The organism is Pararhodobacter sp. (genome assembly GCF_034676075.1).
Lineage (GTDB): Bacteria > Pseudomonadota > Alphaproteobacteria > Rhodobacterales > Rhodobacteraceae > Pararhodobacter.
This window is the reverse complement of sequence record NZ_JAUCCQ010000118.1, coordinates 1-12,214: the sequence shown is the minus strand read 5'-3', so window position 1 is coordinate 12,214 and position 12,214 is coordinate 1. Positions and strand designations below refer to the sequence as shown.

Annotated in this window: 12 protein-coding genes and 1 riboswitch; of the genes, 10 read left to right on the top strand and 2 right to left on the bottom strand. The window is 71.4% G+C overall.

Annotated elements, in window-relative coordinates:
- Positions 1 to 100 precede the first annotated feature (100 nt).
- Positions 101 to 721 carry a cob(I)yrinic acid a,c-diamide adenosyltransferase gene (gene cobO / locus VDQ18_RS19630; RefSeq protein WP_323022593.1) on the bottom strand — a complete coding sequence of 207 codons (621 nt, stop codon included), beginning with the start codon at positions 719 to 721 and terminating at the stop codon, positions 101 to 103.
- 35 nt (positions 722 to 756) lie between these two features.
- A riboswitch (cobalamin riboswitch) is annotated at positions 757 to 975 on the top strand.
- 70 nt (positions 976 to 1,045) lie between these two features.
- Between cobO and VDQ18_RS19625 the strand changes: the two genes are divergently transcribed.
- The 7 genes from VDQ18_RS19625 to cobJ are packed head-to-tail and all read left to right on the top strand — an operon-like array spanning position 1,046 to position 8,955.
- Positions 1,046 to 1,411, top strand: coding sequence for a DUF1636 domain-containing protein (locus tag VDQ18_RS19625; RefSeq protein WP_323022592.1), 366 nt, complete (start codon positions 1,046 to 1,048; stop codon positions 1,409 to 1,411).
- On the top strand, positions 1,412 to 2,449 hold the full coding sequence (gene cobW, locus VDQ18_RS19620) for a cobalamin biosynthesis protein CobW (protein ID WP_323022591.1): 1,038 nt from the start codon (positions 1,412 to 1,414) through the stop codon (positions 2,447 to 2,449).
- Positions 2,449 to 5,685 carry a cobaltochelatase subunit CobN gene (gene cobN, locus VDQ18_RS19615; protein WP_323022590.1) on the top strand — a complete coding sequence of 1,079 codons (3,237 nt, stop codon included), beginning with the start codon at positions 2,449 to 2,451 and terminating at the stop codon, positions 5,683 to 5,685. Before cobW ends, cobN begins: the two co-directional genes overlap by 1 nt.
- A complete protein-coding gene (locus tag VDQ18_RS19610; protein WP_323022589.1) occupies positions 5,682 to 6,809 on the top strand; it encodes a cobalamin biosynthesis protein CobG in 1,128 nt (375 codons plus the stop codon). Before cobN ends, VDQ18_RS19610 begins: the two co-directional genes overlap by 4 nt.
- Positions 6,810 to 7,439, top strand: a complete 630-nt coding sequence (locus tag VDQ18_RS19605) for a precorrin-8X methylmutase (protein ID WP_323022588.1) — start codon at positions 6,810 to 6,812, stop codon at positions 7,437 to 7,439. It abuts the gene before it with no gap.
- The gene (cobI, locus tag VDQ18_RS19600) at positions 7,436 to 8,155 is read left to right on the top strand and encodes a precorrin-2 C(20)-methyltransferase (protein WP_323022587.1); all 720 of its coding nucleotides are present in this window, start codon (positions 7,436 to 7,438) and stop codon (positions 8,153 to 8,155) included. Before VDQ18_RS19605 ends, cobI begins: the two co-directional genes overlap by 4 nt.
- 5 nt (positions 8,156 to 8,160) lie before the next feature.
- Positions 8,161 to 8,955 (top strand): precorrin-3B C(17)-methyltransferase, encoded by a 795-nt coding sequence (gene cobJ, locus VDQ18_RS19595; protein WP_323022594.1) that lies wholly within the window; start codon positions 8,161 to 8,163, stop codon positions 8,953 to 8,955.
- 107 nt (positions 8,956 to 9,062) lie between these two features.
- Here cobJ and VDQ18_RS19590 read toward each other — a convergent pair whose 3' ends face one another.
- On the bottom strand, positions 9,063 to 9,794 hold the full coding sequence (locus tag VDQ18_RS19590) for a cobalt-precorrin-6A reductase (protein WP_323022586.1): 732 nt from the start codon (positions 9,792 to 9,794) through the stop codon (positions 9,063 to 9,065).
- On the opposite strand from VDQ18_RS19590, the gene cbiE reads away from it, so the two are divergent.
- From cbiE to cobM, 3 genes are read left to right on the top strand one after another with little or no spacing between them, the layout of a single operon-like run.
- On the top strand, positions 9,793 to 10,992 hold the full coding sequence (gene cbiE, locus VDQ18_RS19585; protein ID WP_323022585.1) for a precorrin-6y C5,15-methyltransferase (decarboxylating) subunit CbiE: 1,200 nt from the start codon (positions 9,793 to 9,795) through the stop codon (positions 10,990 to 10,992). The genes VDQ18_RS19590 and cbiE overlap by 2 nt on opposite strands.
- Positions 10,993 to 11,047: 55 nt before the next feature.
- Positions 11,048 to 11,395 carry a cobalamin biosynthesis protein gene (locus VDQ18_RS19580; RefSeq protein ID WP_323022584.1) on the top strand — a complete coding sequence of 116 codons (348 nt, stop codon included), beginning with the start codon at positions 11,048 to 11,050 and terminating at the stop codon, positions 11,393 to 11,395.
- The gene (gene cobM / locus VDQ18_RS19575) at positions 11,392 to 12,177 is read left to right on the top strand and encodes a precorrin-4 C(11)-methyltransferase (protein WP_323022583.1); all 786 of its coding nucleotides are present in this window, start codon (positions 11,392 to 11,394) and stop codon (positions 12,175 to 12,177) included. The genes VDQ18_RS19580 and cobM overlap by 4 nt, the downstream gene beginning before the upstream one ends.
- Positions 12,178 to 12,214 lie beyond the last annotated feature (37 nt).

Here is a 12,214-nt window from a genome sequence, read left to right as displayed (position 1 = left end):
CCCCCTTCTTCGGCGCGGCGGCACGCCGCGCCGCTGGTCGCCCCCGTTTCGTCTCCAGGGACTTCGCGCCCGCGACAGCGGGCAACGAGGGCGAAACCCCTCAGAACTCGACCCCGGCCTGAGCCTTGATCCCCGACCGGAACGGGTGCTTCACCAGCGTCATCTCGGTCACCAGATCGGCCAGCTCGATCAGCTCCGGCTTCGCGTTCCGCCCGGTCAGCACGACATGCGTCATCTCGGGTTTCTCGTCGCGCAGGAAGGCCACCACCTCGGCCACGTCGAGGTAATCGTACCTGAGCGCGATGTTGATCTCGTCCAGCAGCACCATGCGGATCGCGGGATCGCGGATCAGCTCCTTGGCCTTTTCCCAGCCCCGTCGCGCGGCGGCGATGTCGCGGGCCTTGTCCTGCGTCTCCCAGGTGAAGCCCTCTCCCATCGCATGAAACTGGCAGAGGTCGCCGAAATGCGTAGTCAGCAGCCGCCGTTCCCCGGTGTCCCAGCTGCCCTTGATGAACTGCACCACGGCGCAGGGCATCTCATGGGCGATGGCCCGCAGGATCATCCCGAAGCCGGAGGAGGACTTCCCCTTCCCCGGCCCGGTATGGACGATCACCAGCCCCTTCTCGCCCTGACGAGCTTCCTTCATCCGGTCGCGCGCGGCCTTGATCTTCTGCATCTTCTCGCGGTGCTTCTCGGCCCCGCTGTCGTCCCCGTCCGTCATCCGTCGCATCCTTGCTTGACTTGAAAGCCCCCGCAGCGCATGTCCGCAGGGTTGGTGCCTGTCCTCCGGGGCAGGTGAAAAGGGAATGCGTACCCGGGTCAAGCCTAAGTCGGCCTGGACGGAAAGCGCAGCCGCCCCCGCGACCGTGACCGGAGGGGCCGTCCAAGCCACTGGCGAAAGCCGGGAAGGCGGGCTGCCGCAGGGAAACCTGGACTCCGCAAGCCGGGAGACCTGCCAGCGCCGAGAGACAACCAACCGGACGGGGTGTGCCGGTGACGGGTCCTGTTCCGGGCTCCGCGCGCGCACCCTGCCAGAAAGTGCCCGATGGCCGAGACGGTCGAACTTCTGGTCTGCGTGACCTGCCGCTATCGCGACGAACGCGACCCCGACCCCGCGGCCGCGCGCCCCGGCCTGCTGCTGGCCGAGGCGCTGGAGGGCCGGTTGCCGCCGGGCGTGGCGCTCAAGCGCACCGAATGCCTGTCGAACTGCACCCGGGGCTGCACCGTGGCCCTGCGCGGGCCCGGCAACTGGACCTATGTCTATGGCAATCTCGCCCCCGATCAGGCCGAGGTGCTGATCGACGGCGCCACCCGCTATGCCGCCGCGCCGCAGGGGCTGATCCCCTGGCGCGAGCGCCCCGAACACCTGCGCAAGAACTGCATCGCCCGTATCCCGCCGCTGGAGGCCTGAATGACCGATCTGAGCAAAACCCCCGTCACCATCGTCACCGGCTTCCTCGGCTCGGGCAAGACCACGCTGATTTCGCATCTGATCCGCAACGCGGGCGGGCGGCGGCTGGCCGTGGTGGTCAACGAATTCGGCACGCTGGGCGTCGATGGCGAGATCCTGAAGCGCTGCGCGATCCCCGATTGCCCCGAGGAAAACATCGTCGAGCTGGCCAATGGCTGCATCTGCTGCACTGTGGCTGATGATTTCGTGCCGACCGTCGAGGCGCTGCTGGCCATGACCCCGCGCCCCGATCACATCCTGATTGAGACCTCGGGCCTCGCCCTGCCGAAACCGCTGCTCAAGGCCTTCGACTGGCCGGCGATCCGTTCGCGCATCACCGTGGATGGCGTCATCGCTTTGGCCGATGCCGAGGCCGTCGCCGCAGGCCGTTTCGCGCCGGACGTGGCCGCCGTCGACGCCCAGCGCGCGGCGGATGAGAGCATCGACCACGAGACGCCGCTCAGCGAAGTCTTCGAGGATCAGATCTCCTGCGCCGATGTGGTGCTCTTGACCAAGGCCGATCTGGCGGGCCCCGAGGGCATCGCTGCCGCCCGCGCCGTCATCGCAGCCGAGGCGCCCCGCCCGCTGCCGGTGGTCGAAGTGACCGAGGGCGCGGTGGATCCCCGGGTGATCCTCGGCCTTGGCGCCGCGGCCGAGGACGATATCGCCGCCCGCCCCTCGCATCACGATGGCCATGACGACCATGAGCATGACGATTTCGACACCGTGGTGGTGGAGCTGGGCGAAGTGCCCGACCTGCCGGCGCTGGCCGTGAAGATCGAGCAGATGGCGCGCGACCTCGATATCCTGCGGGTGAAGGGCTATGTCGCCGTGACCGGCAAGCCGATGCGGGCGCTGGTGCAGGCGGTGGGCGCGCGCGTCCGCCACCAGTTCGACCGGGCCTGGAAACCGGGCGAGGCGCGGCAGACCTCGCTCGTGGTCATCGCCGAGCATGACCGCATCGACGAGGCGGCGATCAAGGCCGCGCTGGGTCTCTGATGCACGTCCTCTTCCGCGAAAGCCACGGGCTCGAGGAGACGGCCACACCGCAGGATCTGGGGCAGACGCCCGCGGATCTGGTGGTGCTGTCGTTTTCCGATTCCGACCTCGGCGCTTTCGCGGAAGGGTTCCACCGGGCCCGTAGGATGGGCAATATTGCCCATCCTACCCTGCGCCTCGCCAACCTCGCGGCGCTGAAACACCCGCTTTCGGTCGATACCTATGTCGAGAACACGCTGGCCGGCGCCAAGGGCGTGCTGATCCGGCTGATCGGCGGCGTGCCCTATTGGTCCTACGGCTTGCAGCAGTTGCAGGCGCTGGCCAGCCGCACCGGGCTGGCGCTGGCCGTTCTGCCCGCCGATGGCCGCCCCGACCCGCAGCTCGACGCGATCAGCACGCTGCCGGTCTCCACGCTGCGCCGCTTGCAGCACCTTTGCGATCAGGGCGGGGCGGTGGCGGCGCAGGCGGCGCTCCAGCAATTCTCGCTGGCCTGCGGCCTCTACGCCCCGCCGGTGCGCGGCATCCGCACCATGCCCGAGGTCGGCGGCTGGACGCCCGAGGGCGTGCATTGCCCCGCGGCGCTCGGCTTCGGCGCCCGCCCCCGGATCCTGCTGATCTTCTACCGGGCCTATCTGACCGCCGCCGATACCGAGCCCTTGGAGGCCATCGCCCGGGCCTTCGATGCGGCGGGTTATGACGTGATCGGCCTTTTCGCCCCCTCGCTGAAAGCCCCCGGCGCGCGGGGCTGGCTGGAGCGGTGGGTGACACACCTCGCCCCCGCCGCCATCGTCAACGCCACCGCTTTCAGCGCCCGGGATGGCGGTGCCTCGCCCCTCGATGCCGCTGGGGTGCCGGTGTTCCAAGTGGCGCTGGCGACCAACCCGCGCGCGGCCTGGGATACCTCCGACCGGGGCCTTTCGCCCGCCGATCTTGCCATGCATGTGGTGCTGCCCGAGGTGGACGGGCGGATCTTCGGCTCGGTCGTCAGCTTCAAGGGCGCCTCGGACCCCGACCCCGACCTGCAATTCGCCCGCATCCATCACCGGGCCGACCCCGAGCGGATCGCCGCGTTGATCGAACGGGTCATGGCCTGGCACCGCCTGGCCACCAAGCCCAAGGCGCAGATCCGCCCGGTGCTGGTGCTGTCGACCTATCCCGGCAAATCCTGGCAGATGGCGCATGCGGTGGGGCTGGATGCGCTGGCCTCGGCCGGGGCGATTCTGGAGGCGCTCGGCACCGAGGGCTACGCCACCGCGCCCGCCGATCCCAAGGCGCTGGAAACCGCCCGCATCGAGTGGTCGCTCTTCGATTACCGGCTCGCGCTGGCCCGCCTGCCGCAGGAATTGCAGGAGGATATCCACCTCGCCTGGGGCGATCCCGAGGAGGACGACAGCCTCGAAGACGGCGCTTTCCGTTTCGCCGCGATCCGCGCCGGGAACGCGCTGATCGCCCTGCAACCCGAACGCGGGCAGGTCACCGCCCGGGACGCCGATTACCACGATGTCGCCAAGGTCCCCTGCCACGCCTATGTCGCCTTCTACCTCTGGCTCCGCCAGCAGGCCGATGCGCTGATCCACATCGGCGCCCATGGCACGCTGGAATGGCTGCCGGGCAAATCCGTGGCCCTGTCGGACCAATGCTGGCCCGAGGCGCTGACCCGGGGCCTGCCGGTCCTTTACCCGTTCATTGTCAACGACCCGGGCGAGGCCGCGCAGGCCAAGCGGCGGCTGGGCGCGGTGACGCTGGGCCATGTCCCGCCGCCCCTGACCGAGGCACAGGCGGGCGCGGGCACGACCCGGCTGGAAGCGCTGCTCGACGAATTCTCCAACGCCGACGGCCTCGACCCCGCCCGCCGCGACCGCCTGCAACAGGACATCCGCACTGAGGCACAGGCGCTGGGGCTGGAGGATGAGCTGGGCCTCACCCGCGCAACCTCGCTGGCCGAGGCGATCACCCGCATCGACCGTTTCGTCTGCGACGTGAAGGAAAGCCAGTTCGGCGAGGGGCTGCATGTCTTCGGCGCGGGCGAGCAGGGCGCGGCCGAGATGCAGGGGCTGCTGACCGCGCTGCGGGGCGGTTTCGTCGCCCCCGGCCCCTCGGGCTCGCCCTGGCGGGGGCGGAGGGATGTGCTGCCGACCGGGCGCAACCTCTTTACCACCGACCCCCGCACCGTACCCAGCCGCGCCGCCCATGCCCAGGGCGTGACGCTGGCCGAGGAACTGGTGCGCCGCCATTTGCAGGACCACGGCGAGTTTCCGCAGGGGCTGGTCGTCGACCTCTGGGGCAGCGCCACGATGCGCACGGCGGGCGAGGAATTCGCCATGGCCCTGCATCTGATCGGCGCGAAACCGGTCTGGGACGGCGACACCGGCCGGGTCTCAGGGGTGGAGATCCTGCCGATCGCGGAACTGGACCGGCCCCGGCTGGACGTGACGCTGCGGGTCAGTGGCCTGTTCCGCGACGTGTTCCCCGACCTCTCGGCCCTCTTCGCCACCGCCATCCGGGCGCTGGCCGCGCGGGACGAGGCGCCGGACTGGAACCCCTATGCGGGCCGCGAGGATCTGAGCCGGGTCTACGGGCCGAAGCCCGGCACCTATGGGCTGAACATGGGCGAGACGCCCGACACCTACACCGAGGACGCCCGCAAGGCGGCCGGCGAGGCATGGCTCGCCGCCTCGTCCCACGCGCTCGACACGGGCGAGGAGGATGCCGAGGGGCTGAAAGCCCGCGTTCGCCACGCCGATGCTTTCGTCCACCTGCAGGACCTGCCGGAAACCGACCTGCTGCTGGCCGCGGACTACGCCGCCCATGAAGCGGGGTTCGCGGCCGCCCAGAAGATCACCGGCGGCAAGGCTGCGCTCTATCACCTCGACGCGACGGACCCTGCGCGGCCCAAGGCCCGCAGCCTGACCGAGGAACTGGCCCGCGTCGTCCGCGCCCGCGCCGCCAATCCCAAGTGGATCGACGGCATGATGAACCACGGCTTCCGCGGCGCCGCCGAGATCGCCGCGACGCTCGACCACCTCGGCGCCTTCGCGCATCTGGCCGCCGCCGTGCCGCCGCAGCTCTTCGACCTTTACCATGAGGCGACGCTGGGCCGCGCGGAGGTCCGCGATTTCCTCGACCGCGAGAACCCGCAGGCGCTGGCCGCGATGGAGGCGCGCTTTGCCGACTTGCACCGCGCGGGCCTCTGGTCCACACGGAGGAATTCGATCCTGGCGGGGCTGAACCCATGAGTTTCGAGGTCAAGGGCTGGTGTCCCGGCGCGCTGCGGCCGATGCTGTCGGGCGACGGCTACGTGGTGCGCGTGCGGCCCCGGCTGGCGGAACTTAGCGCGGCGCAGGCGCTGGGCCTCTGCGCTGCGGCCGAGGACTTCGGCGCGGGGCTGATCGACCTGACCAACCGCGCCAATCTGCAGGTCCGGGGCGTCCAGCCGGGCGCCCTGCCCGACCTGCTGGCAGCGCTGACCGAACTGGGCCTGATCGACGCCGATGTGGAGACCGAGGGCCGCCGCAACATCCTCGTGGCCCCGACCTGGGCCGAGGGCGACGACACCCACCGCCTGACGCTGGCGCTGCTGGACCGGCTGGGCGAGCTGCCCGACCTGCCGCCGAAGATGGGCTTTGCCATCGACGCGGGACCGGGGCCGAAGCTGCGCGATACGCCCGCCGATTTCCGCATCGAACGCGGCAGCCATCGCGGGCTGATCCTGCGGCCCGAGGGCTATCCGCTGGGTATCCGCCTGTTGCCGGGGACCGAGATCGACACGCTGATCCGGCTTTGCGAATGGTTCGTGACCTCGGGCGGGGCCGAGGCCGGGCGCATGGCCCGCCACCACGCCCCCCTGCCCGACTGGGCCGAGCCCACCCTCGCCCCGGCCGCGCGGCGCCTGCCGCTGCGGCCCGGACCGCATGCGCTGGGGGCGATCCATGGCGCGGCCTTCGGGCAGGTTCAGGCCGCCGACCTTGCCGCAGCGATCCTCGACAGCGAAGCCAGCGCGATCCGCGTGACGCCCTGGCGGGTGCTGCTGCTCCTTGACGCCACTCCCGGGCCGCGCTCGGGGCTCCTGTGGAACCCCGAGGCGCCGGAGCTGCGCGTCGATGCCTGCCCCGGCGCCCCCTTCTGCCCGCAATCCAGTGTCGAGACCCGCGCGCTGGCGCTGGCGCTGGCCCCCCATGTCAAAGGCCGCCTGCATGTCAGCGGCTGCGCCAAGGGCTGCGCCCGGCCCGGGCCCGCCGATGTCGTCATCACCGGCGAAAACGGCGCTTACGGCGTGGCGCTGAACGCCCGCGCGGGCGATCCCCTGACCCATCACGGGCTGAGCGCCGAGCAGGTGCGCGCCCATTTCGGAGCCCACTGAATGCCCTGGACCTATGAAACCGACGGCGCCGCGATCTACCGGCAGAGCTTTGCCACAATCCGCGCCGAGGCCGATCTCGCCCGGTTCGACCCCGACGAGGAACAGGTCGTGGTCCGCATGATCCACGCCGCCGGCATGGTCGGGCTGGAGGATTACGTGAAGATGTCGCCGGGGTTTGTGACCGCCGCGCGGGGGGCGCTGGAAGCGGGGGCGCCGATCCTCTGCGATGCGCGGATGGTGTCGGAAGGCGTCACGCGCTTCCGCCTGCCGGCCGACAACGCGGTGATCTGCACCCTGCATGACCCGGAGGTGCCCGGGATGGCGAAGGCCATGGGGAATACCCGCTCGGCCGCGGCGCTGGAACTCTGGCGCCCGCATCTGGCGGGGGCGGTGGTGGCCATCGGCAATGCGCCGACCGCGCTCTTCCACCTGCTGAACATGCTGGAAGACCCGGCCTGCCCGCGCCCCGCCGCAATCATCGGCTGCCCGGTCGGCTTCGTCGGCGCCATGGAATCGAAGGACGCGCTCTGGCAGGTGCAACCCGTCCCCTGCTGCATCGTCGAGGGGCGGCTGGGCGGCTCGGCCATCACCGTCGCCGCGATCAACGCCATCGCGAGCCGCAAGGAATGACCGGGACGGTGCATGGTGTGGGCCTCGGCCCCGGCGCGGCGGATCTGATGAGCGTGCGCGCCGACCGGCTGGTCCGGGGCACGCGGCACATCGCCTATTTCCGCAAGGCAGGGCGGATGGGGCAGGCGCGGAAGATCGTCGACGGGATGCTGCGCGCCGATGTCGTGGAACTGCCGATGGACTACCCGGTAACGACCGAGATCCCGCTGGACGACCCGCGCTATGTCGCGGCTCTTTCGGGTTTCTACGAAGAAGTGACGGCGCCCCTGCGGGCGCTGGCCGAGGCGGGCGAGGATGTGGTGGTGCTGGCCGAGGGCGACCCGTTCTTCTACGGCTCGTTCATGCATCTCTACACCCGGCTCGCGCCCTTCGTGCCGGTGCGGATCGTGCCCGGGATCACCGGCATGACCGCCGCCTGGGCCGCCACCGGCGCCCCGATCACCTGGGGCGACGATGTGCTGACCGTGGCCCCCGCGACCCTGCCCGAGGCGGCGCTGACCGCCCGGATCGCCGGAACCGACGCGCTGGTGGTGATGAAGATCGGCCAGAACCTGGCAAAGCTGAAACGCGCGGCCGAGACGGCGGGGCGGATGGCGGACGCCTGGCTGGTGGAATACGCGGCGATGGCGGGCGAAAGGGTGCGCAAACTCGCCGAGGTGGAGGCCGCGCCCTATTTCTCGATCGCGCTGATCCATGGGCAGGGGCGGCGGCCATGAGCGCGATGCCAGCGAAAGTGGGCACCGGTTTCGCGTCCGGCATCGCGCCAGACAGAAATGGTTGGGTAGTCGTGGCGGGTCTGGGGCCCGGGCGCGAGACGCTGGTGACGCCCGAGGTCGAGGCGGCTTTGGCCGAGGCCACGGACGTGGTGGGCTATATCCCCTATGTCGCCCGGGTGGCGCCGCGCGAGGGGCTGACCTTGCACCCCTCGGACAACCGGGTGGAGCTGGACCGCTCACGCCACGCGCTGGAGATGGCGGCGGCGGGGCGGAAGGTGGTGGTGGTTTCCTCGGGCGATCCCGGGGTCTTCGCCATGGCCTCGGCGGTGTTCGAGGCGCTGGAGGCGGGGCCTCTGGGCTGGCGCGCGCTGGAGATCCGGGTGCTGCCCGGCATCACCGCCATGCTGGCGGCGGCGGCGGCGGCGGGCGCGCCCCTGGGCCACGATTTCTGCGCCATCAACCTCAGCGACAACCTGAAACCCTGGGCGCTGATCGAGAAGCGGCTGAGGCTGGCGGCCGAGGCCGATTTCGCCATGGCCTTCTACAACCCCCGCTCGAAATCCCGGCCCGAGGGCTTCGCCCGGACGCTGGAGGTGCTGAATGAGGCCTGCCGCGATGCGCGCCCGGTGCTGTTTGCCCGCGCGGTGTCGACGCCCGAGCAAAGCCTGCGCATCGTGCCCTTGCCCGAGTGCACGCCCGAGATGGCGGATATGCGGACCATGGTCATCGTCGGCAATTCGGCGACGCGTGTGATCGAGGGCCCGGCGGGACCGTGGCTCTATACCCCGAGATCGGCGTGAGAGGGGTTTCGCCCTCGTTGCCCGCTGGCGCGGGCGCCTCGGGCGACCCGCCGGGGGGGCGCTGCCCCCCCGGACCCCCCCGGGATATTTTCAGCGCAAAGAAGGGGTCAGGGGCTGACGAAGCGCACCACCTCTTCCGGGTCGTGGGTCTCGTGGCGCGGGGGCAGATGCGGGCGGTCGATCATCAGGACCGGGAGGTTGAGGGCGCGGGCGGCCTGAAGTTTCGAGACCGAGCCGGTGCCGCCGGCGTTCTTGGCGACGATGAGCTCGATGGCGTGCGCGCGCATCAGGGCCTCGTCGGCCTCGGCGCTGAAGGGGCCGCGGTCGATGGTGACGGTATGGTGGGGCAGCGGCGGGGTTTCCGTCGGCGCGTCCACCAGGCGCAGCAGGTAATGGTGCTGGGGCTGGGCGGCGAACTCGGCCAGATGCATGCGGCCGATGGCCAGCATGATGCGCCGTGGCGGGCCCGCCAGCGCCGCAACCGCCGCCGCCATGTCGGGCACGCGCTGCCAGTCGTCGCCGGGGACTGGTTGCCAGGCGGGGCGGGTCAGGGCGATCAGGGGCGTTTGCGTCTGGGCGCAGGCGGCGACGGCGTTGCTGCTCATCTGCGCGGCGAAGGGGTGGGTGGCGTCGATCACATGGGTGATCCTTTGGTCCGCCAGGTACTGTACCAGCCCCGGCACGCCGCCAAAGCCGCCGATGCGCACCGGGATCGGTTGCGGTTTCGGGCGTTCGACGCGGCCCATGTAGGAGAGCGTCGCGGCAAGGCCCCGGTCGCCCAGGCGGCGGGCCATGGCGCTTGCTTCCATCGTGCCGCCGAGGAGGAGGATATTGGGCATGGCTGACACTCCGTGGCTGACGATCCTGGGGCTGGGCGAGGATGGCCCCGAGGGGCTGACTGACGCAAGCCGCGCCGCGCTGCAAGGGGCCGAGGTGGTGATCGGCCCGCCCCGGCATCTGGCGCTGCTGCCGGATCTGGCGGCGGAGCGGGTCGCGTGGCCGGTGCCCTTTGCCGAGGGGTTGCCGCTGCTGATGGCGATGCGCGGGCGGCGGGTGGTGATGCTGGCCTCGGGCGATCCCTTCTGGTTCGGGGCGGGAACGGTGGTGACCAAGGCGCTGGCGCCCGGGGAATGGCTGGCCGTGCCCGGGCCGTCGTGCTTTTCGCTGGCGGCGGCGCGGTTGGGCTGGGGGCTGGAGGGCGTGGCCTGTCTGGGCCTGCATGCGGCGCCCGTGACGCGGTTGCGGCCGATGCTGGCCCCGGGGGCGCGGGCGCTCGTGACCTTGCGCGACGGGGCGGCGGTGGCGGAGCTGGCGGCGTGGCTGTCGGGCGAAGGGTTCGGGGCCTCGGAACTGGTGGTGCTGGAAGCCTTGGGCGGGCCGCGCGAGCGGGTGCGGCGGGTGTTGGCCGAGGGCTATGCGCTGGACCACGTGCAGCATCCGGTGGCGGTGGCGATCAGCGTCGCCGGGGCGGGCGCGGTGCTGGGCGCGGCCTCGGGGCGCGGGGACGAGTGGTTCGCGCATGACGGGCAGATCACCAAGCGGCCGGTCAGGGCGCTGGCCCTGTCGGCGCTGGCGCCCCGGCCGGGCGAACTCCTGTGGGATATCGGCGCGGGGTCGGGCTCCATCGGCATCGAGTGGTTGCTGAGCCATCCGACGACGCGGGCCATCGGCTTCGAGGCCGATCCGGGCCGGGCGGCGCGGGCGCGGGAGAATGCGCGGCGGCTGGGGGTCGAGCGGCTGGTGGTGACCGAGGGGCGGGCGCCGGCGGTGCTGGAAGGCCAGCCGCTGCCGGATGCGGTCTTCATCGGCGGGGGGCTGTCGGAGGCGCTGCTGACCCAGCTTGCCGGCCTGCTGCCCAAGGGGACGCGGCTGGTCGCCCATGCCGTGACGCTGGAATCCGAGGCGCTGCTGGCGCTGTGGCACGGGGCCAGGGGCGGCAGCCTGTTGCGGGTGGAACTGGCCGAAGCGGCGCCCCTGGGCTCGCGGCGCGGGTGGAAATCGGCCTATCCGATTGTGCAATGGAGCATGGTTCTGTGACGGCTGCGAGGGGATGGTGCACTGACGCGCAGCCTACGGGACGGCGGGCAGCGGGATGATCGTGGCGGGGTTCGGGTTTTCTTCGCGGGCGACGCTGGCCTCGTTGCAAGGCGCACTGGCCGCGACCGGCGGGGCGCCCGAGGCGCTGGCGACGCTCGCCGACAAGGCCCCGGCGCTGGCACCGCTGGCCGAGGCGCTGAACCTGCCGCTCATCCCGGTGGCCGGGCCCCTGCCGGAAACGCTCACCCAATCCGAGGCCAGCCGCAACGCTCGCGGTACCGGCTCGGTCGCCGAGGCCTGTGCGCTTGCCGCGGCCGGTCCCGGCGCGTATCTGCTGGGCCCGCGCGCCGTCTCGCCCGACCGGCTCGCGACCTGCGCCCTTGCCGAAGGAGGCCACGCATGACCGTCCATTTCGTCGGCGCCGGACCCGGCGCGCCGGACCTGCTGACGCTGCGGGGCCGCGACATCATCGCCGCCGCGCCCGTCTGCCTCTATGCCGGCTCGCTGGTGCCCGAGGCGATCCTCGGCCATTGCCCTGAGGGGGCGCGGATCGTCAACACGGCGCCCCTGTCGCTCGATCAGATCATGGACGAGATCGCGGCGGCCCATGCCGAGGGCAAGGACGTGGTGCGGCTGCATTCCGGCGACCTGTCGGTCTATTCGGCGATGGGCGAGCAACTTCGGCGCCTGCGAGAGCTGGGCATTCCCTATACCGTGACGCCGGGCGTCCCTGCCTTCGCCGCCGCCGCCGCCGCGCTGGGGGCGGAGCTGACGCTGCCGGGCCTCGCGCAATCGGTGGTGCTGACCCGGACGCCGGGGCGGGCGAGTGCGATGCCCGAAGGCGAGACGCTGGTGAATTTCGCGGCGACCGGGGCGACGCTCTGCATCCATCTGTCGATCCATAACCTTGAGCGGACGGTCGCCGATCTGGTCCCGGCCTATGGCGGCGACTGCCCGGTCGCCGTGGTCTGGCGGGCGACATGGCCCGAGCAGCGGATCGTCCGGGGGACGCTGGCGACCATCGAGGAGCAGGTGGCAGGCTCGATGGAGCGGACGGCGCTGATTCTGGTGGGGCCTGCGCTGGGGGCGGAGGGCTTCGAGGAAAGCTGCCTCTATGCCGTGGATTACGACCGCCGCTTCCGCCCGCAATCGGCCGATTCCGTCTATGCGGGGTCGAAGGAATGAAGGGCATCCTCGTCTCGGCCCCGGCCTCGGGCACCGG